Consider the following 19,829-nt stretch of genomic DNA (forward strand, 5'->3'; position numbering starts at 1 on the left):
GCTTAATTAAACAGCAGCTTGTTGTTTTTTTAGATGCGTTGTTGAATAAATTGAATTGAATAATTAATAGAATGAAGCGTACGTGCTAGTTCATTAGGGGGAATACGCGACTCCTGTAAGCTGGTAATCCATTGCATTTGGCACATTTTAAGCTCTTGAAGCGTTTTTATTTGCTCTATTTTCTGAATAAGTGGTTTTGCCATAAGCCCACAATATTGACTCAAGGTTTGCTTCATCAACTGTTGTATTTCTTCAAAAGAGAGCTGTTGAACTTGAATTGGTGGCTGGGTAATTTCAGTAGGTGAAAGTTGAAAAGATGATGATTGAGTAACCTGAATTTCTCCAACTATATCGCCATTTTTATTATCATCAATAGTATTTTTTTGATGAGCTTCTATTGCAGTTACGGATGATTGTGGGAAAGATATTTGTTCATTTAATTCTGAATAATTTTCGCCAGAAGGAGCAATGAGTTTTAAGTCGATAAGCTGTTGAATAAGCTCTGGAGATGCAATACGTTTTTTAAATTCGCTATTTAAATTTTGAAAATCTTCGTGATCTATTAACAGTAGTAAACGTCTTTGTTTTGCATTTAAAGTAATGTTGCGTTGTTGAAGCGCGACTCTTCCTAAATTGGTTCGATAAAAACCAGCCATCATTCTTCCCCGAATAAAAAATAAATCAGACTGTTCAATTTTCTCAGTTGAACAGTACTGTTTTTAATAAAATATAAATGGGGTTAACGATAAAACTCAAAAATGACAATATGATGAAGAATTGATGAATATCATCTATTTAAGTCTTTAAAATGCGCCTTCTAAAGCTTTACGTAAATAGACGTCAAGTTCATCTTGACGTAATAACCATTGAATATAGTCTTTAGGAAGTTCAGCAATTGCTGTGCCTTTATGCTTACCAAAATTAATAGTCGTAGGGATACGTGCTTCTTCAGAAACTCGGTAAAGCTCTTCAATGTCTTGAATATTTAAATGATAGACAATATGCATCAAAATATTAGCAGTCAAAATAATATCCGCATCGGCTCGGTGCGCGCCTTTGAGCAATTCTCGCGCTTTAACGCTGCCTTGAGAAATCATATAGATGAGTGCAGAAATATTATGCGCTTCTGCTTCAGGCCAAGTTTTACGCGCTAAAGCTAGAGTACAAATCGGTTTGATATGAGAGACATCCACGCCACAACGAGCAATCGCGGCAATATCGTAATCAATATTGTGACCAATAATATAAGTTGTAGTCTCTGGCAATTTAAAAGTTTTATAGTGGGGCTGGTTTTCTAAATCTGACTCTAATATATGGTGTACTGCCATAGCCGCGTAAGAGATAGGGGTACCGACTTGATAGAGCTGATCGAACAATTTGCTTTTATCTAAGGTGAGCTTGCCTTCATTAATTTCAATTGGGGCATACGCAATTTCAATTGGCAAACCATTTAGTGTATGTGTTTCTGTATCTAAAATAATGGTTTGCATAACTGGCCCTTTAATCAATCACGAGTAATCAAGAATGTTAACAGTTGGCTACCCACTTTAAAACATGAAGTGAGGCCTGAGAGTAGCGAGAACGTTAATTTATATTAAAAATAGAGTTTTCTGAGATTAATTTCATCCAATAGAACTTGCGGAAAATAAAGATTAGGCGTAAATATTTTAAGACATTAGGAAATGTTGATTAAAAAACTAAAGCAAAACAAAAATGGAATTTAAGGGAAGATATACCAATGAAAATGAACCTATTAATGACGAGCGTTCTTAGCACGAGTTTATTTTTAGTCGCTTGTGGAGGAGGGAGTAGTGATGATGGCCCAGCTCCTACTAATCCATCTGGGACTCCAACTAATAATATTCAAAATCCAGTCGTTAAGGTCGAGGCTTACACAAGCACCAACTTAGGATCAGTTGCCGCAGAAAGTAGTATTTTGACTTATAAAATGTTGGGTCAAAGTGGTCAAGAAGTGCAGGCAACCAGTTTGGTATTTACACCAAACACTCCACCATCAGTAGGCGGTTGGCCAATTGTAGTCTGGGCGCATGGTACTACGGGGGTGGTAGATGCTTGCGCACCAAGTAAAGCAGTTTTAGCAGATAGTACAAAAGATTTAATTAGTAAATTACTAGCCGCAGGTTATGTTGTGGTGGCACCTGACTATGAGGGTTTAGGTACTCCAGGCATACATCCATTTTTAAATGTTAAAAGTGAGGCCTTTTCAATTACAGATGCAGTGGTTGCAACACGTAACTATTTATCACAACGTAATTTATTAACTTCAAAAAAATGGTTAACAGTAGGACATTCTCAGGGGGGGCATGCTGCATTAGGTGCTGCACAATATGCGAGCCGTGCACAACTAGACTATAAAGGTACAGTAGCGGTAGCACCTGCTTCTAATCTAGGGGGTATTTTAGTAGATGGAGAGGTGCAAGTTGCGAATGCACCGATAGATATTAAAATTGCAACCTATGCACAGCTTGATACATATACGGCTTTGGTTACTGCGGGAATTCGTAACACTCAACCTGCCTTTAATTATTTACAAGTCTTTACTTCGCAAGTGTCAAGTATTGCCGCACAAGCAGAAACGATTTGTTCTGGACCATTGGGCCAAGCCTTTGGGGCAGGTATGACTAAGTATGCTACAGATCATAATGGAACACTGGACGGTTATACCCGTACACAACCTAATTTTATGGCTGTACCACTAGTTAAAACGTTTTTGGAAAAAGATTCTCAACCTTTACAGGCCAAAGTCACTACACCAATCATTATTTATCAAGGGGTAGCAGATTCTACAGTACCTAAATTGGCAACTGATCTATTGATATCTAATGCCACTGCTGTAGGCACTAAAATTAATAGTTATGTGACAGGTAACTGGGACCATGGCACGGTGATGAGCAGTAATGTAGATAATATTGTTGGAAATGTTCAGACCTTATTGTCAGCTCAATAGAGTTGTTGATATTTAATAATTTTTTAGTATTGGCGAGAGCTAAAATTAATGATAGAGAAATTTAAAATATAAGCTTTAAACGAGCTTTTTAATTGATTTATAAACAATGGCTCATTTTTTATAAAACTTGAGCCATTTTTATTTAAAACTGAGCTAACTTCATTCTGTTTAATTATAAAGTTCATGCTACAATATGTCGCAATCTTAGCACGGCTTAAAAGCCCTAATTTATAGGACCCCCGCTAATGTTTGCCAATATTTCCATTTCTGAATTTGATCCAGAATTAGCTCAAGCAATTGCTTCTGAAGGTGAGCGTCAAGAAGCACATATCGAGTTAATTGCATCTGAAAACTATTGCTCTCCTGCTGTGATGGAAGCGCAAGGATCAAAACTTACGAACAAATATGCAGAAGGTTATCCAGGCAAACGCTATTATGGCGGTTGCGAGTATGTGGATATCATCGAGCAAATGGCGATTGATCGTGCTAAAGAACTTTTTGGTGCAGATTACGCAAACGTTCAACCACACGCTGGTTCACAAGCTAACTCTGCTGTTTATTTAGCGCTTCTTAACCCGGGCGATACAGTTTTAGGTATGAGCTTGGCTCACGGTGGTCACTTGACTCACGGTGCAAAAGTAAGCTTCTCTGGTAAAACTTATAATGCAGTTCAATACGGTCTAAACGCTGAAACTGGCGAGATCGATTACGAAGAAGTTGAACGTTTAGCGTTAGAGCACAAACCACGTATGATCGTTGCTGGTTTCTCTGCTTATAGCCGTGTTGTAGATTGGCAACGTTTCCGTGACATCGCGGACAAAGTTGGCGCTTACCTTTTTGTTGATATGGCTCACGTTGCAGGTCTTGTTGCTGCTGGCGTATATCCAAACCCAGTTCAAATTGCTGACGTAACAACAACGACGACTCATAAAACACTTCGTGGTCCACGTTCTGGTTTAATCCTTGCGAAAGCGAATGAAGAAATTGAGAAAAAACTTCAATCAGCTGTATTCCCTGGTAACCAAGGTGGTCCATTAATGCATGCGATTGCTGCTAAAGCAATCTGCTTCAAAGAAGCTATGTCTGATGACTTCAAAGCTTACCAACAACAAGTTGTGAAAAATGCTCAAGCTATGGCTGAAGTATTCATCGCTCGTGGTTATGATGTTGTTTCTGGCGGTACAGACAACCACTTGTTCTTGTTATCTTTAATCAAGCAAGATGTAACTGGTAAAGATGCAGATGCTTGGTTAGGTGCTGCTCACATTACTGTGAACAAAAACTCAGTTCCAAATGACCCGCGTTCTCCATTTGTGACTTCTGGTATCCGCATCGGTACTCCAGCGGTAACAACTCGTGGTTTCGGTGAAGCTGAAGTTCGTGAACTTGCTGGTTGGATCGCTGACGTGATTGACAGCAAAGGTGATGAAAAAGTTATTGCTGAAGTAAAAGCGAAAGTTGAAACTGTTTGTGCAAAATTCCCTGTATACGCACAATAAGTTGTAAACATAAAAAAAGCGCCATATGGTGCTTTTTTTATATCAAGTTAATTAGATAAGAATTAACTTTTAGATTTTACCGATGACTCGGCATTATGCCAGCCACCACCTAATGCGCGGATTAAATCTACACTAGCCATCATTCTAGTGCCGTTTAGCTGTGCAGAAAGTTGTTCTTGTTGCAAAATAGTCCGATCCGAATCAATCACATCAAGATAGCTAATAGCACCTTCTCTATAACGTAAATGAGACAGTTGATTTGCGTGACGAGAAGAGGAGAGTGCTTGATTTTGAGCTTGAATTTGCTGATCGAGTATTCTTTGATCGGACAAACCATTTTCAACTTCGCGAAATGCATTCAATACAGTTTGGCGATAGTTTGCGACGCTTTCTTCATAGGCAGCTCGTGCTTGAGCGACTCCAGCCTTACGTTGTCCACCGTCAAATAATGGCAAAGATAAAATAGTACCTGCCACTGGACCAAGTAAGAATGTACGGCTCGACCATTTACCCAACTCACCTAAACTTGATGATTCATAACCGAGTGCACCTGTTAGGTCTAGTTTTGGGAAGAAAGCAGCACGTGCAATTCCAATACGCGCATTATCTGCTGCCATAGCACGCTCGGCAGCCGCAATGTCCGGTCGTCTTTCCAGTAAAGCTGAAGGTAAACCTGCTGGCAGACGGAGGCTGTTTGCAGTTAAAGGTTGAACTGCCAAGTTAAACTCAGCAGGTGTTTTGCCTAATAATACTGCAAGAGCATGCTCTGCATTAGCTCTGTTACGAGCAATATTTAATGCATTGGTTTGTGCTGTAGCAAATTCGGTCTGTGCGCGAGAAACATCTAATTCACTGACTAAACCATTTCTAAAACGTGTTTGAACTAAGTCGAGTGTCTCACCAAGCAGTTTAATAGTGCGATTATAAATTGCTTGTTCAGCATCAAGCTGACGGATCAGGAAATAACCTTGGGCAACATCTGCTTGTAAGGCTAAAAGTGCCGACTGGTATAAAGCTTCTTGTTGCTGTACATCAGCTGTTGCTGCATTGACACTACTGGCAATACGGCCAAATAAATCGAGCTCATATGAAACATTGGCTTGAGCACGCCATAAGGTCTGTGCAGACGTATGGGTATTGACATCTAAACCCAATGAAGCCGGAGAGGATTTTTGACGAGTTGGGCCAAAGCCAGCACCAATATTTGGCAAACGTTCAGCTTGTGCTGCGGAACGTAACGCACGTGAAGCCTGAATATTAGCCGCTGCCACTTTAAGGCTCTGGTTTCCAGAAATGGCTTGTTGTTCGAGCTCATTTAATTGAGCATCATTAAAAACACGCCACCATTCACCTCGAACCTGCTGATCGGCAGGTTGAGCAATTTTCCAGTTATTGTCTTCAAGTTTAGGGTCAGACTCTTTAAATTTGATGGGAACTATCACCTTTGCAGGTTGATATTCCGGTGCCAAAGAGCAGCCTGCAAGCAGCAGGCTTCCCATGAGTGAGGACAATAATAAGCTTTGTTTTGCTGTAGCCATTAAATGTCCTCCTTAATGATCATGTGGGGTAGATAAAGGTGCTTCATGAACTGCTGCCGAATGCAATTTATGTTTGCTGTTCAGTGTACGAATTAGGACATAAAAGGCAGGGGTCAGGAACAAACCAAACAGCGTTACACCGATCATGCCGAAGAACACTGCAATACCCATGGCATGACGCATTTCAGAACCTGCACCTGTTGAGGTAACCAGTGGTACGACACCCATAATGAATGCAATAGAGGTCATTAAAATTGGGCGTAAACGTAGACGACTTGCTTCAACAGCAGCTTTGAATGCAGTCGCACCTTGCATTTCGAGTTCCCGTGCAAACTCAACAATTAAGATGGCATTTTTACAGGCCAGCCCGACAAGCACCATCAGACCAATTTGGGTAAAGATGTTGTTATCTCCGCCTGTTAGCCAAACACCTGTTAGAGCCGCCAAGATTCCCATCGGTACAATTAAAATGACTGCTAAAGGCAAAGTTAGACTTTCATATTGAGCAGCTAAAACCAAGAACACAAGTAATACGCTAATTGGGAATACCCAGAGTCCTGCATTACCAGCCAAGATTTTTTGGTAAGTTAAATCTGTCCATTCAAACTTGATACCACGAGGTAGAGTTTGTGCAGCAATACGTTCAACCGCAGCTTCAGCCTGGCTAGATGAATAACCTGGGGCAGGGCCACCGTTAATATCTGCTGAGGTATAGCCGTTATAACGAACGACCATTTCAGGACCATAGGTTTGAGTTACATTTACCAATGAAGATAACGGCACCATTTGTCCCGCACTGTTTCGGGTTTTAAGCTGCAAAATATCTTCAGGATTTGCACGGAAAGGAGCATCGGCTTGTGCACGAACCTGATAAACACGTCCAAAGCGGTTAAAGTCGTTAACGTATTGAGAACCTAAATAAATCTGCATGGTGTTGAAAACATCTGTCACGGCAACACCTTGCTGTTTAGCTTTCACGCGGTCCAAATCTACATTGAGTTGAGGTACGTTAATTTGATAACTTGAGAACATTGGACCCAGTTCAGGGGCTGATTGTGCTGCTTTCATAAAGTTTTGGGCAGCATCATTTAAGGCTGAATAGCCTAAGGCACCTCGGTCTTCGAGTTGGAGTTTAAAGCCACCCATGGTTCCTAAACCCATCACAGGTGGTGGTGGGAAAACTGCAATATAGGCATCTTGAATGGCTGAATATTTCTGGTTGAGTGCACCAGCAATTGCATTTGCAGATAAGTCTTTAGCCTTACGTTCATCGAATGGTTTTAAGGTTACAAAGACAATACCGGCACTTGAGCTATTAGTAAAACCGTTAATTGATAGGCCAGGGAAGGCAACTGCACTTTCTACACCAGGCTGTTTAAGAGCAGTGTCACTCATTTTACGAATGACTGCTTCGGTACGATCTAATGAAGCGCCGTTTGGTAATTGAGCAAAGCTAATCAAATATTGTTTGTCTTGAGCGGGTACGAAGCCACCCGGAACAATATAAGAAATACCAACAGTTAAGCCCAGAAGAGCAGCATATACACCCATTGCCGATGCTTTATGGGAGATAACACGACTTACGCCTTTACCATAGTTGTCTGACGCACGTGTAAATACACGGTTAAACAGCGCAAAGAAACGTCCGAATACACGGTTCATAAGGCGTGTTAATGCATCAGGTTTAGCGTCATGTCCTTTCAGTAGCATGGCTGCTAAAGCAGGCGAGAGCGTCAGTGAGTTAAATGCCGAAATAACCGTTGAAATGGCAATCGTCATGGCAAATTGTTTATAAAACTGCCCTGTTAAGCCTGTCATAAATGCAAGTGGTACGAACACGGCAACGAGCGTTAAAGCAATCGCAATAATTGGTCCACTCACTTCTCGCATGGCGCGATAAGTTGCATCTCTTGGGCTTAAACCAGCTTCAATATTCCTCTCGACATTTTCGACGACGACAATGGCGTCATCGACCACAATCCCGATGGCAAGTACCATCCCGAACAGTGATAGCGCATTGATTGAGTAACCAAAAGCGAGCATGAGCGCAAATGTACCAATAATTGAAACTGGTACAGCAAGCAATGGAATGATTGAGGCACGCCATGTTTGTAAGAATAAAATAACAACCACAACAACCAGTGCAATTGCTTCAAGTAAGGTGTGAACTACCGCTTTAATACTGGCACGTACGAATTGAGTCGGGTCATAAACAATGTCGTATTTAATTGAAGATGGGAAATCTTTTGAAAGCTCCTTCATCGTGCTGCGCACTTGATCGGAAACTTGTAAAGCATTAGCACCTGGTGCTTGGAAAATTGGAATTGCGACTGCTTGTTTATTATCGAGTAATGAACGCAAGCCATATTGTGAAGCTGCAAGTTCAACACGTGCAACATCACCCAATCGGGTAACCGCACCATCTGGTGCAGTTTTTAAAATGATATCTGCGAATTCTTGCTCAGTCGTTAAACGGCCTTGAGCATTGACTGAAAGCTGTAAAGGGGAATTACTTGGTGATGCACCGATTGTACCCGCTGCAACCTGAATATTTTGTTCACGAATTGCATTCACAATTTCAGTCGCGGTGAGGTTACGCTGTGCTACTTTTTGCGGGTCGAGCCATACGCGCATCGCGTAGTCACCAGAACCAAATAATCCGACTTCACCAACTCCTTGTAAACGTGCCAAACGGTCTTTCACGTTGAGTACCGCATAGTTACGTAAGTAGGTCATGTCATAGCGACTATCTGGTGAGGTCAGATGCACTACCATGGTTAAAGTCGGTGAGCTTTTTAAGGTAGTAACACCTAAACGCTGTACGTCTTCAGGTAAACGAGGCATAGCCTGAGACACACGGTTTTGAACCAGTTGTTGCGCTTTGTCTGGATCAATACCGAGCTTAAAGTTCACTGTAATGGTTAAATTACCGTCGCTGTTTGCTTGAGATTGCATATACAGCATGTCTTCTACACCGTTGATTGATTCTTCAAGCGGAGAGGCAACAGTTTCAGCAATTACTTTCGGGTTTGCACCCGGATATTGAGCACGTACCACCACAGATGGCGGAACAACTTCTGGATATTCAGAAATCGGTAACTGGAATACCGAAAGCAGACCGGCGAGTAAAATCAGTACTGATAACACACCAGCAAAGATCGGCCGATCAATAAAAAATTTAGAAATATTCATATGTGATTAACCTTTTGCCGGAGTTGATGTTTTATCTGTTGGCTGAGGTTGAGGAGTAGTAGCGTTAGCAGTGATTTGTGCATTTGGCATCGGAACGAGGTGCGGGGTCACAGGGTCACCCGGACGAATTCGCTGTAAACCGTTCACCACAATACGATCACCCGCTTGTAATCCGCTATTCACGATTTGCAAGCCATCTTGTTGTGCACCGAGTTTTACTTCACGGTAGGCCGTCTGATTTTTAGCATCAACTACTACGACAAAGCGTTTATCTTGATCGACCCCAACTGCGGTTGGGCTAATCAGAATTGCTGAACGAGGCTGACCTCCGCCTAAACGGATTCGTGCATATAAGCCTGGTAATAAAACACCGTTTGGATTATCAAAAGTCGCGCGAACCCGAATCGTACCCGAGGTTGCATCTAGGTTATTGTCAATTGAGTTGATGGTCCCTTCGCGAGAGAAACCAGTTTCATTGGCAAGTCCCATATAAACAGGAACTTGTGCTGAGTTGCGCTGATTACTGATATATTTCAGATAAGTTTGTTCATCAACATCGAAAGATGCATAGAGGCGAGAGACAGATACTAAACTTGTTAAGACTTGTGCACCGTTACCTGCTGAGACTACATTGCCGACTGTTACTTCGGCACGGGAAATTCGACCACTAACTGGTGCTGTAATACGGGTGTACTCAAGATTTAAACGGGCAGATTGAACGGCTGCTCTAGCGGCTTGTAGGTTGGCACTGGCTGAACGTGCATCATTTTGAGCTAAATCCAGTTCTTGACGTGAGACAGCATTACTTTGAATTAAACGTTGAATACGAGAAAGATTAGAACCCGTATAAGTGACCTGTGCTTCAGCTGAAGCGAGTTGAGCTTGGGCACGATTCAGTTCTGCCTCGAAAGGCCGTGGATCAATTGTAAAAAGTAAATCGCCTTTTTTTACGAGACTGCCATCTTTGAAGTGTACGGCAATAAGTTTGCCGGAAACTTGGGGGCGAATATCGACTTGATCAATTGCTTCTAAGCGACCGGAATATTCTTGCCAGTCTGTAATGGTTTTGCTGATAACATTAGAAATATCAACAGTTGCAGCTTGTTGGGCAGAGGTCGGTGCAGCTTTTGCATCGGCATTTTCATGTAAAAACATAAAACTGCCTCCTGTTGCTAAGAGGGCAACAAAGATGGCAGACAGTGCGAACTGTTTGCTGGAAAATGACATGAGGTGCTCCTAGTTATTTGGATACCTGTTTTCAGACTTTTAGTTTTGGTCCGTATGGGAGAAACAGGGTTTATGGGATGGACGGAGCATAAAAGTTTGTCAATCACGAATAAATATATTAAATTCGATAACACTATTCGTATTTTTATAACAATTGGTGCATTTGATTAAAAAATGCATTGATTGATAGGAGTGTGCGTGTGGATCTATTTCATGCCATGAAAGTATTTAACAAAGTTGTCGAAACAAATAGTTTCAGTTTAGCGGCTGACAGTTTAGGCCTACCGCGTGCTTCAGTGACTACAACCATTCAGGCTTTAGAGAAACATTTACAGGTTCGATTGCTTAATCGAACAACCCGTAAACTTAGTTTGACACCGGATGGTGCAGTTTATTATGAGCGTACTTCACGAATTTTAGCTGATGTGGAAGATGTAGAATCAACTTTTCATGATTCGGAACGTGGGCCACGAGGACGACTGCGTATTGATGTTAAAGCTTCAATTGGGCGGCTGATTCTGATTCCGATGCTTTGTGATTTTCATTCCAAGTATCCTGATATTGATTTGGTGATTGGAATGAGTGATCGTCCGGTCGATTTAGTACAAGATGCGGTGGACTGTGTCATTCGTATTGGTCAACTTAAAGATTCAAGTTTAGTTGCGCGTCGTATCGGAACAATTCAGTGTGTGACGGTTGCTGCACCACGTTATTTGATGGAGCACGGGGAACCCAAAACCATTGAGGATCTACAAAAACATCAGGTCGTGCATTACTTTAACAGCCGTACAGGACGCAATATCGACTGGGATTTCATGGTGAACGGTGAGATTCATAGCGTTGGTGTGAAAGGGCGTGTTTCTGTCAACGATGGTGATTCATATATTGATTTGGCAGTGCAAGGTTTTGGCTTAATTCAATGTCCATATTACATGGTAGCAAAACATTTGGAATCTGGTGCACTTAGGGAAGTATTGACTGAATGGTTACCTGCACCTATGCCAATATCAGTCGTTTATCTACAAAATCGTCATTTATCGCCTAAAGTTCGAGTCTTTGTAGATTGGGTGGCTGAATTATTTGCAGGTTGTCCATTGTTGAGTGGTTGTTCAATGTCATTAGATCAAAAATGTGAATTTGCCAGTGCCAAAGAACATAACCATGAATATACCATTCGGACATTGGTCGAAAATGAAAATATGGCGGAAGCTTACACACTTAAAAACTAGCTTAAAATTTGAGTGATTTTTCAACATTTAATCAGTTAATACAATCCATTGTTTAGACACCTTCATAAATCCTTAATTTACTGGTATAGAAATTGCAATTATTTCGGCAGAAGAGTAATTTAGAAATTGCTCAAGTTTTTATCACCTTATTAGGATTTTAAGGAGAAGCTTCAAGATGGCAAGCTTTATGAAAAAAATGTTCGTTTCAACAACCTTAGTTTTGGCTGCTGTTGCAACGAATGTTCAAGCAAAGGATTGGAAGGTGATTCGTTTTGGTACTGAGTCGTCTTATGCGCCGTTTGAATATAAAACACCAGATGGTAAGTTAACTGGTTTTGATGTGGATTTAGGTAATGCAATTTGTGCAAAACTCAAAGCCAAATGTGTTTGGGTTGAAAACTCTTTTGATGGGATGATTCCAGCACTTAAAGCGAAAAAATTTGATGGCATTCTTTCATCAATGACAGTCACTGATGAGCGTGCAAAACAAATTGCATTTAGTAGCAAAATCTACAATACACCAACCCGTATGGTTGCAAAAAAAGGCTCACCTTTATTGCCTACCGCTGCCTCTTTGAAAGGTAAACGTGTCGGTGTACAACAGGGCACAATTCAAGAAACTTATGCTAAAACCTATTGGGCGCCAAAAGGTGTAACGGTTGTACCTTATCCAGTCCAAGATTTGATTTATCAAGACATGATGTCAGGTCGTTTAGATGCGACTTTACAAGATGCAATTATGGTTGACGGTGCTTTCTTAAAACAAGCAAAAGGCAAAAACTTCAGTTTTGCTGGTGGCAATGTGGTTGATGCAAAAACACTAGGTGTAGGTGCAGCTATTGGTTTACGCAAAGAAGATGCGGATTTAAAAGCCAATATTAATAAAGCACTCGCTGCAATCATTGCAGATGGTACATACAAAAAACTCGAGAAAAAATATTTCTCCTTTAGCATTTACTAATGATGTGAAAAATGTCGGCTTAGTGCCGACATTTTTAAATCTATTCTCATCTCATCAATATTAGATATTGTTTTTAAGGAGAAGATGAGTCATGTTTTTTTCTGGCTTTGGGCCACTCCTGCTCAGCGGGACATGGATGACCATACAGCTTGCGTTGTTGTCACTTTTACTTTCTGTGATTATTGGCTTAATTGGTGCGAGCTCAAAACTCTCAAGTATTAAAATTTTACGTTATATAGCAACAGCTTACACTACGCTCATTCGAAGTGTGCCTGATTTGGTCATTATGCTGCTGTTATTTTATAGCTTGCAGTTGGGGCTTAACCAAATTACTGAAGCACTGCAAATGGACCAAATTGATATCAACCCATTTGTGGCGGGTGTGATTACTTTAGCGTTCATTTATGGTGCATATTTTACCGAGACCTTTCGTGGTGCATTTCAATCGGTTCCAAAAGGCCAAATTGAAGCAGCAATGGCTTATGGAATGTCACCTTGGCAGGTTTTTCACCGTGTATTATTCCCTCAAATGATGCGTTTTGCTTTGCCTGGTATTGGTAATAACTGGCAAGTTTTAATTAAGGCGACAGCACTAGTTTCTATTATTGGCCTGACTGACATTGTAAAAATTACGCAAGATGCAGGTAGAAGTACCATGCAACTGTTCTTTTTTAGCATCGTGGCTGCTGCCATTTATTTAGCGATTACCACCGTGTCGAATCTGATTTTAATGTGGCTTGAACGTCGTTATTCTGCTGGTGTAAGGAAGGGACAATTATGATTGAAATCCTTCAACAATATTGGCAGGCATACCTTTGGACCGATGGTTTGCAAATGACTGGCGTAGCGATGACGACTTGGTTATTGGTGCTTTCTATTGGCATTGGTTTTGTGCTTGCTGTGCCTTTATCACTTGCACGAGTATCAGAAAACCCTTGGTTACGTGGCCCAGTTTGGTTATATACCTATGTTTTCCGTGGCACACCACTTTATATTCAATTGCTGATTATTTACTCAGGTATTTACAGCTTTGATTATATCCATGAACACCAGACTCTTGATGCTTTTTTTCGAGAGGGCATAAATTGCACCATTTTGGCATTCGCGCTCAATACTGGTGCATATACCACTGAAATCTTCGCTGGGGCGATTCGTTCTATTCCCCATGGCGAGATTGAGGCTGCACAAGCTTTCGGTATGTCAAAATGGAAACGGTACACTCGCATTATCATTCCATCGATGTTACGCCGTGCTTTACCGTTTTACGGCAATGAAGTCATTTTAATGTTGCACGCGACAACCATTGCATTTACAGCAACTGTTCCTGACATTTTAAAAATTGCGCGTGATGTGAATGCGGCAACCTATGACACCTTCAATGCTTTTGGAATTGCCGCGGTGTTATATGCAGTGTTGGCTTTTATTTTGATTGGGCTATTTCGTAAGCTTGAAAAACGTTGGTTGGCATTTTTAAAGCCATCGAATCATTAGGAGACATAAATGGAACAAGTTGCAAAACTAGTGATTCGCGATTTACATAAGAAATTCGGCGATCATGAAGTGCTTAAAGGAATATCACTTGATGCAAATGCCGGTGATGTGATTAGTATTATTGGTTCATCGGGTTCAGGTAAAAGTACTTTACTCCGCTGCATTAACTTTTTGGAACAACCGAGCAATGGCACGATTAAGCTCAATGGTGAAAAACTACGCACAGTCTTTGATAAGAAAGGCAATTTAAAAGTAGTTGAACCAAAGCAACTACAAAAAATGCGTACGCAGCTCATGATGGTATTTCAGCATTTTAATTTATGGTCTCACATGACAGTGCTGGAAAATGTCATTGAAGGGCCGATTCACGTACTTGGGGTAAAACGTGCTGAAGCTGAAGAGCGTGCACGCAAATATCTGCGTAAAGTTGGGCTACCTGAAAGTGTTGAAAGTAAATATCCGGCATTTTTATCTGGTGGTCAGCAGCAACGTGTAGCGATTGCTCGTGCTTTGGCTATGGAACCAGAAGTTATGTTGTTCGATGAACCAACCAGCGCGCTTGATCCAGAGCTGGTGGGTGAGGTACTAAAGGTAATGCAGGGCTTGGCTGAAGAAGGACGTACCATGATTGTGGTGACACATGAAATGGGCTTCGCGCGTCATGTATCTAATCAAGTGATTTTCTTGCATCAAGGGAAAATTGAGGAACAGGGCCATCCTGATGAAGTACTCAATAACCCGAAAAGTGAGCGTTTAAAGCAATTTTTGACGGGCAGTTTGAAATAAGCTGTTCATACCGAGTAAGGTGAAATTTTTTATAAAAAGAGTTTCATCGTACTCGGTTTATTTTTATTTATATTTTATAAATGGGTATTTTTAGAAAACACATTAATAATGATAATACCTGCAATCATTAAAGTAAGACCAATACAGGCCGCCAAGTCTAAATGCTGTTTGTAAAATATCCAGCCAATTGCAGAAATTAAAATAATACCCGCACCCGACCAAATGGCATATGCAATCCCGATCGGAATTGTTTTTAGCGTCAGGGATAATAAATAAAAAGCAATTGCATAGCCCACAACTGTAATGATGGACGGAATGGGAACAGTAAAACCTTGAGATGCTTTTAATGCTGAAGTTGCAATAACTTCACAAGCAATCGCAATTGCTAAATAAAGATAAGACATGGGGAGCTACGCCAGAAAGAGTTTTAATCAATCTATATGAAATGTTGAAATGGTTAGACCAGTTTTAACGATTGTGCAATTTTTGGGGTACAAAAATACCAGTAAAACAAACTGAACTGATCATTTGATTTTATATTAGCAAAGTGGCTTAAGCTATTTATTCATTTATTTAATCATTGATCTGTATAGTCATTTAAGAGGATCAGCAACCTTAGCCTGATCCTCTATAGACTTTTTAAAGATAGATTAGCCGAGTAAATTTAACCCTTTAAATTTCTCTAGCAGTTGCTCTTTATTTTCAATATGTGCAGGGTCTGGTTTTATGCAATCGATAGGGCAAACCACCTTACATGTGGGTGCATCATAAAAGCCTACACATTCGGTACAACGGTGTGGATCAATTTCATAAACTTTGTTGCCTTCAAAAATAGCTGTATTGGGGCATTCCGGTAAGCACATATCACAATTGATACAGTCATTCGTAATCAAAAGTGCCATGTTTAACTCGCTGAATAAGCTAATGTTGAGGCAGTAATGTTTTCCTTGGCATGCGGCAAATTGCGTATGAGTAGGGCATAACTAACATCAACATCTTGTGAAAGTGGAATCTCAACAAAATGCCCCGAACCTTTAGCATCGGTAATTGGGTTACCTTTTAAATCGCGCATTTCGGTTAAAGTAAAGGTGATATTACCTTGAGGCGTCATCAGCTCAAGTGAGTCGCCCACCACAAAACGGTTTTTAACGTCAATGCGAATATAATCGCCTTGACGTTCTAAAACCTCTCCACAAAATTGTTGGTAGTCGAAATGCGATGAACCATCAGCATAGTTTTGATATTCGCTATGCACATGACGTCTCAAAAAGCCTTCGGTATAACCACGGTTTGCCAAACCTTCGAGTTGGTTGATTAAGCTTGGGTCAAATGGTTTGCCTGCTAAAGCATCATCAATAGCTTTTCGATAAATTTGGGCGGTACGGGCACAGTAAAAATAGGATTTAGTACGGCCTTCAATTTTTAGTGAGGCAATCCCCATTTTGGTTAAACGATCTACATGTTGTACCGCACGTAAATCTTTAGAGTTCATAAAATAGGTGCCGTGTTCATCTTCTTCGGCAGCAAACATTTCTTCATCATTGCGTTGTACCAGCAGCGTTTGAGCCGAGGTTGTTTCTAATTGTGCTGATGAGCAGCAAGGCTTTTCTGACGCGTTGAGCTGAGTAACTGGAATCACATCACCGTTTGCATCTTCTTGGGCTTCATACAACTTATAGTCCCAACGACAAGCATTGGTACAAGCACCTTGGTTGGCATCACGTTTATTCATATATCCAGAAAGTAAGCAGCGGCCTGAGTAGGCCATGCATAGAGCACCATGTACAAAAACTTCAAGTTCAATATCGGGTACGTGTTGCTGGATTTCTTCTATTTCTTCTAAAGATAACTCACGCGATAAAATCACACGGCTTAGACCGTAGTCTTTCCAAAACTTAACAGTGGCCCAATTAATAGCGTTGGCTTGAACCGATAGATGAATTTGCATTTCTGGAAAATGCTCACGCACCATCATGATTAAGCCCGGATCAGACATAATGAGTGCATCTGGTTGCATCGCTACAATTGGTTCAAGATCACGAATAAAGTTTTTTAATTTGCTGTTATGCGGTTGAATGTTCACCACAACATAAAACTTTTTGCCCAAAGCGTGGGCTTCATCAATTCCGATTTTTAGGTTGTCATGATCAAAAGCATTATTACGCACACGTAAACTGTAACGTGGTTGGCCTGCATATACGGCATCTGCACCATAGGCAAAAGCATAGCGCATGTTTTTAAGTGAACCTGCGGGAGAGAGAAGCTCAGTTTTCATAAAATAAAAGGCATAAAAAATATATGGTTTTATTTTATTAACTCCGGATTTGGGATTCAACCTACTGAATTAGTAGGGATTTGATCATTATCCTTTTGTACGGGCATCATATTTTTTGCTAGCTCTCCTAGGCGCATCAAAGCATTTAACATTTTGGGGTTTAACTCAAAACAAGCTGCAATACGTAAACAATGACTAAATCGTTTATCAGCCGAACACAAAATTCCCGGCATACATAAGATTTTTTCGTCCATTGCTTGGTGAAACAGTTCTAGTGTGTCAATTGATTCGGGGAGCTCTAACCATAAAATAAATCCCGCTTGTGGACGACTCACACGGGTACCGATTGGGAAATAGCGGCAAATATAAGATTTGATGGTGTCAATTTGCTGTTGATAGCGTTTTTTGAGTTGACGTAAATGCAGGTCATAACCACCATTCTCTAAGAAAAGTCCTAAAGTTTCTGTGAGTAAAGCTGGCTCGGCAACAGTGGTTGTAAATTTAAGCTGCTGCACAATATTACGAAAGCGCCCAGCTTCTAGCCAACCAATTCGATAGTCGGGTGCTACAGTTTTAGTATAGCTACCACATACCAAAACCCATCCGTTTTGGTCAAACGCTTTAATGTTGGGCAAGAGGGGCTCGGTGAGTTGCAATTCGGCATACATCGCATCTTCAATAACAGGAACCTGAAACTGATTAGCTAACTCTGCCAAGCGACGGCGGCTGCTCTTAGGCATGCTAAAACCGAGAGGATTGTGTCCTGTTGGAATGGTTAAAATGGCTTGGACACTTTGAGATTTTAAGAGTTCTTCAAGTGCATCAAGGCACATACCTGTATGTGGCGAGGTCGGTACTTCTACAATTTTTCGACCTAAATTATGAAGGAGTGGGTACAGGTTGTGAAATGTTGGAATCTCAAGCGCTATGCTGTCGCCCGCTTGAGTTGTTGCCATAATCGCGAGACTTAAAGCCTCCATCGTGCCATGAGTGAGCACAATATCATCTGCTGAAAGAAACATACCTAACTGTAAGCTTCGCCTAGCAATTTGAGTACGTAAACGTATAGAACCGGGCGGCAAGGTATAGCTTTTAAAAATATCTGATTGAGAGCGCAGCACCTGAGCAGTTAAGCGTTTTAAGCGTTCAATTGGATAGAAATTTTCCCCAGAAGGGCAAGCTAGGGCCAAATTGACATAGTCGGGGTCCATTTGTTTTTTAACAATTTGTGCGAGAAAACAGCTAATTCCTGAAAGAGATACTTTTTCTTCACTGACATAACGCTCTTCGAGTTCTAATAAGTTTGAAGGGGCATGACAAACATAGTAGCCAGACTGTGGACGAACTGAAATTAAACCTTGATCTTCAAGCTGGCGATAAGCTTCTTTTACGGTATTAATACTGACTTGATAATGCTGGGCACAATCTCGAATTGATGGCAACCGAGAACCAATAGGCTGCCTGCCATTCTGAATTTGTAGGGTGAGGTCATCACTCACTTTTTTATATTTGTACATGTCAATTCATTAAAAAGCCAAAGCAATGGATACACTTTATAGTGATCTCTGATTTATCTCAAATATGGTTAGTTTTATATATTTATCCATTTAATCTGAATCTATTTTTAATAACTGTGTCTATTATTTTTTATATTAACTGATACTGTGACCATTAAAAATAAATCAGTAAGATCAAGAAATGGTAAGGACTTAAAAACCATATTTTTAAATTACAAAATCAGTAGGAGAGGTCTATGTCTGTTGTTGCATTTAAACAAGTTGATGTTTTTACTTCACAAGCATTTAAAGGAAATCCTGTTGCGGTCATTATGGACGCCAGCACTTTAACGTCTGAGCAGATGCAAGCCATTGCGAACTGGACCAATCTTTCTGAAACGACATTTGTGCTCCCAGCGACCGATTCTCAAGCTGATTATCAGGTTCGAATTTTTACTCCACAAAGTGAGTTGCCATTTGCAGGCCATCCTACAATTGGTACTGCCTATGCTTTGCTTGAGGCGGGTCTAATTAAATCGAAAGAAGGTAAGCTGGTACAGCAGTGCGGTGCTGGTTTAGTGACTCTGACCGTGAGTGAGTCAAGTCATATTTCATTTGAACTACCTAAGCCTAAAATTACTCCACTAGATGCTATGCATACTGAGAAATTAGCAGAAATTTTAAAATGTGAAATTAATACTCAATGGAACGCTGCATTGGTAGATGTAGGGGCGCGCTGGATTGTATTGCAAGCTGTTAATGCTGAGGCTGTTCTAGATAGCCAACCAGACTTTGCCGCTTTAAAAGAACATGATTTAGAAATGAAAGTTACGGGTGCGACAGTTTTTGGTTTTCATGAAAATAATGATGAACAAAAACACATAGAAGTTCGTTCATTTGCCCCTTCATGTGGAATAAATGAAGATCCTGTTTGTGGTAGTGGTAATGGTAGCGTAGCTTCATTTATTCGTTATTATGGGATCCTTCCTGCTCAAAATGATGTCGTACTTTCTTCACAAGGTGGGGCGGTAGGTCGAGACGGACAGCTTCAACTTGAATTGTATCAAGATAAAATTTTGGTGGGTGGAACCGCTGTCACCTGTATCGATGGCACAATTAAGTTGTGAAAACAGATATAAAAAAACCGAGGACTTTGCCTCGGTTTTT

Annotated in this window: 18 protein-coding genes; 8 read left to right on the forward strand and 10 right to left on the reverse strand. The window is 40.8% G+C overall.

Annotated features, from left to right (window positions below; translation table 11 throughout):
* Positions 1-29: 29 nt before the first annotated feature.
* On the reverse strand, positions 30-659 hold the full coding sequence (locus tag H7R46_RS05735) for a hypothetical protein (protein ID WP_080631072.1): 630 nt from the start codon (positions 657-659) through the stop codon (positions 30-32).
* Positions 660-803: 144 nt separating this feature from the next.
* A complete protein-coding gene (locus H7R46_RS05740) occupies positions 804-1,490 on the reverse strand; it encodes a putative quorum-sensing-regulated virulence factor (protein ID WP_005068229.1) in 687 nt (228 codons plus the stop codon).
* A 248-nt stretch (positions 1,491-1,738) separates the two neighbouring features.
* Between H7R46_RS05740 and H7R46_RS05745 the strand changes: the two genes are divergently transcribed.
* The gene (locus H7R46_RS05745) at positions 1,739-2,968 is read left to right on the forward strand and encodes an alpha/beta fold hydrolase (RefSeq protein WP_005068232.1); all 1,230 of its coding nucleotides are present in this window, start codon (positions 1,739-1,741) and stop codon (positions 2,966-2,968) included.
* A gap of 23 nt (positions 2,969-2,991) precedes the next feature.
* Here H7R46_RS05745 and H7R46_RS05750 read toward each other — a convergent pair whose 3' ends face one another.
* Positions 2,992-3,153, reverse strand: coding sequence for a hypothetical protein (locus H7R46_RS05750; protein ID WP_080591596.1), 162 nt, complete (start codon positions 3,151-3,153; stop codon positions 2,992-2,994).
* 60 nt (positions 3,154-3,213) lie between these two features.
* Between H7R46_RS05750 and glyA the strand changes: the two genes are divergently transcribed.
* Positions 3,214-4,467 (forward strand): serine hydroxymethyltransferase, encoded by a 1,254-nt coding sequence (gene glyA / locus H7R46_RS05755; protein ID WP_005068234.1) that lies wholly within the window; start codon positions 3,214-3,216, stop codon positions 4,465-4,467.
* A gap of 62 nt (positions 4,468-4,529) precedes the next feature.
* Here glyA and H7R46_RS05760 read toward each other — a convergent pair whose 3' ends face one another.
* Genes H7R46_RS05760 through adeF form a run of 3 tightly spaced genes read right to left on the reverse strand, consistent with a single transcriptional unit; the run spans position 4,530 to position 10,424 of the window.
* A complete protein-coding gene (locus tag H7R46_RS05760) occupies positions 4,530-6,005 on the reverse strand; it encodes an efflux transporter outer membrane subunit (RefSeq protein ID WP_005068237.1) in 1,476 nt (491 codons plus the stop codon).
* 12 nt (positions 6,006-6,017) lie between these two features.
* A complete protein-coding gene (gene adeG, locus H7R46_RS05765; RefSeq protein ID WP_005068239.1) occupies positions 6,018-9,197 on the reverse strand; it encodes a multidrug efflux RND transporter permease subunit AdeG in 3,180 nt (1,059 codons plus the stop codon).
* A 6-nt stretch (positions 9,198-9,203) separates the two neighbouring features.
* The gene (gene adeF, locus H7R46_RS05770) at positions 9,204-10,424 is read right to left on the reverse strand and encodes a multidrug efflux RND transporter periplasmic adaptor subunit AdeF (RefSeq protein ID WP_005068241.1); all 1,221 of its coding nucleotides are present in this window, start codon (positions 10,422-10,424) and stop codon (positions 9,204-9,206) included.
* A 200-nt stretch (positions 10,425-10,624) separates the two neighbouring features.
* Here adeF and H7R46_RS05775 point away from each other — a divergent pair, with 200 nt between their 5' ends.
* The 5 genes from H7R46_RS05775 to H7R46_RS05795 all read left to right on the forward strand — a co-directional run bounded on the left by H7R46_RS05775 (position 10,625) and on the right by H7R46_RS05795 (position 14,891).
* Positions 10,625-11,653 carry a LysR family transcriptional regulator gene (locus tag H7R46_RS05775; RefSeq protein ID WP_005068243.1) on the forward strand — a complete coding sequence of 343 codons (1,029 nt, stop codon included), beginning with the start codon at positions 10,625-10,627 and terminating at the stop codon, positions 11,651-11,653.
* Between the two features lie 175 nt (positions 11,654-11,828).
* On the forward strand, positions 11,829-12,614 hold the full coding sequence (locus H7R46_RS05780; RefSeq protein ID WP_005068246.1) for an ABC transporter substrate-binding protein: 786 nt from the start codon (positions 11,829-11,831) through the stop codon (positions 12,612-12,614).
* A gap of 91 nt (positions 12,615-12,705) precedes the next feature.
* On the forward strand, positions 12,706-13,395 hold the full coding sequence (locus tag H7R46_RS05785) for an ABC transporter permease (protein WP_005068247.1): 690 nt from the start codon (positions 12,706-12,708) through the stop codon (positions 13,393-13,395).
* Positions 13,392-14,105: an ABC transporter permease gene (locus H7R46_RS05790; protein WP_005068249.1), complete on the forward strand. Its 714-nt coding sequence runs from the start codon at positions 13,392-13,394 to the stop codon at positions 14,103-14,105. Before H7R46_RS05785 ends, H7R46_RS05790 begins: the two co-directional genes overlap by 4 nt.
* 9 nt (positions 14,106-14,114) lie before the next feature.
* Positions 14,115-14,891: an ABC transporter ATP-binding protein gene (locus H7R46_RS05795; RefSeq protein WP_005068251.1), complete on the forward strand. Its 777-nt coding sequence runs from the start codon at positions 14,115-14,117 to the stop codon at positions 14,889-14,891.
* 74 nt (positions 14,892-14,965) lie between these two features.
* On the opposite strand, the gene abeS is transcribed toward H7R46_RS05795, so the two are convergent.
* The 4 genes from abeS to H7R46_RS05815 form a co-directional block, all read right to left on the reverse strand.
* Positions 14,966-15,295, reverse strand: a complete 330-nt coding sequence (abeS, locus tag H7R46_RS05800; RefSeq protein ID WP_003650669.1) for a multidrug efflux SMR transporter AbeS — start codon at positions 15,293-15,295, stop codon at positions 14,966-14,968.
* Between the two features lie 246 nt (positions 15,296-15,541).
* A complete protein-coding gene (locus H7R46_RS05805; RefSeq protein WP_005068253.1) occupies positions 15,542-15,793 on the reverse strand; it encodes a YfhL family 4Fe-4S dicluster ferredoxin in 252 nt (83 codons plus the stop codon).
* Between the two features lie 2 nt (positions 15,794-15,795).
* A complete protein-coding gene (yegQ, locus tag H7R46_RS05810; RefSeq protein ID WP_005068254.1) occupies positions 15,796-17,166 on the reverse strand; it encodes a tRNA 5-hydroxyuridine modification protein YegQ in 1,371 nt (456 codons plus the stop codon).
* A gap of 56 nt (positions 17,167-17,222) precedes the next feature.
* Positions 17,223-18,689: a PLP-dependent aminotransferase family protein gene (locus H7R46_RS05815; RefSeq protein ID WP_080631073.1), complete on the reverse strand. Its 1,467-nt coding sequence runs from the start codon at positions 18,687-18,689 to the stop codon at positions 17,223-17,225.
* Between the two features lie 230 nt (positions 18,690-18,919).
* On the opposite strand from H7R46_RS05815, the gene H7R46_RS05820 reads away from it, so the two are divergent.
* Entirely contained in the window at positions 18,920-19,789 is an 870-nt protein-coding gene (locus H7R46_RS05820; protein WP_005068260.1) for a PhzF family phenazine biosynthesis protein, read from the forward strand.
* Positions 19,790-19,829: the final 40 nt, after the last annotated feature.

The organism is Acinetobacter sp. BEC1-S18-ESBL-01 (assembly GCF_014169935.1).
GTDB lineage: Bacteria > Pseudomonadota > Gammaproteobacteria > Pseudomonadales > Moraxellaceae > Acinetobacter > Acinetobacter pittii.

Excerpts from the sequence above, each read along its gene's own strand:
- H7R46_RS05805 (WP_005068253.1), bottom strand. The coding sequence starts at position 15,793 with ATGGCACTTTTGATTACGAATGACTGTATCAATTGTGATATGTGCTTA.
- H7R46_RS05820 (WP_005068260.1), top strand. The coding sequence starts at position 18,920 with ATGTCTGTTGTTGCATTTAAACAAGTTGATGTTTTTACTTCACAAGCA.
- H7R46_RS05785 (WP_005068247.1), top strand. The coding sequence starts at position 12,706 with ATGTTTTTTTCTGGCTTTGGGCCACTCCTGCTCAGCGGGACATGGATG.
- H7R46_RS05790 (WP_005068249.1), top strand. The coding sequence starts at position 13,392 with ATGATTGAAATCCTTCAACAATATTGGCAGGCATACCTTTGGACCGAT.
- H7R46_RS05745 (WP_005068232.1), top strand. The coding sequence starts at position 1,739 with ATGAAAATGAACCTATTAATGACGAGCGTTCTTAGCACGAGTTTATTT.
- abeS (WP_003650669.1), bottom strand. The coding sequence starts at position 15,295 with ATGTCTTATCTTTATTTAGCAATTGCGATTGCTTGTGAAGTTATTGCA.
- H7R46_RS05735 (WP_080631072.1), bottom strand. The coding sequence starts at position 659 with ATGATGGCTGGTTTTTATCGAACCAATTTAGGAAGAGTCGCGCTTCAA.
- yegQ (WP_005068254.1), bottom strand. The coding sequence starts at position 17,166 with ATGAAAACTGAGCTTCTCTCTCCCGCAGGTTCACTTAAAAACATGCGC.
- H7R46_RS05740 (WP_005068229.1), bottom strand. The coding sequence starts at position 1,490 with ATGCAAACCATTATTTTAGATACAGAAACACATACACTAAATGGTTTG.
- H7R46_RS05760 (WP_005068237.1), bottom strand. The coding sequence starts at position 6,005 with ATGGCTACAGCAAAACAAAGCTTATTATTGTCCTCACTCATGGGAAGC.
- adeG (WP_005068239.1), bottom strand. The coding sequence starts at position 9,197 with ATGAATATTTCTAAATTTTTTATTGATCGGCCGATCTTTGCTGGTGTG.
- H7R46_RS05780 (WP_005068246.1), top strand. The coding sequence starts at position 11,829 with ATGGCAAGCTTTATGAAAAAAATGTTCGTTTCAACAACCTTAGTTTTG.
- glyA (WP_005068234.1), top strand. The coding sequence starts at position 3,214 with ATGTTTGCCAATATTTCCATTTCTGAATTTGATCCAGAATTAGCTCAA.
- H7R46_RS05795 (WP_005068251.1), top strand. The coding sequence starts at position 14,115 with ATGGAACAAGTTGCAAAACTAGTGATTCGCGATTTACATAAGAAATTC.
- adeF (WP_005068241.1), bottom strand. The coding sequence starts at position 10,424 with ATGTCATTTTCCAGCAAACAGTTCGCACTGTCTGCCATCTTTGTTGCC.
- H7R46_RS05750 (WP_080591596.1), bottom strand. The coding sequence starts at position 3,153 with ATGAACTTTATAATTAAACAGAATGAAGTTAGCTCAGTTTTAAATAAA.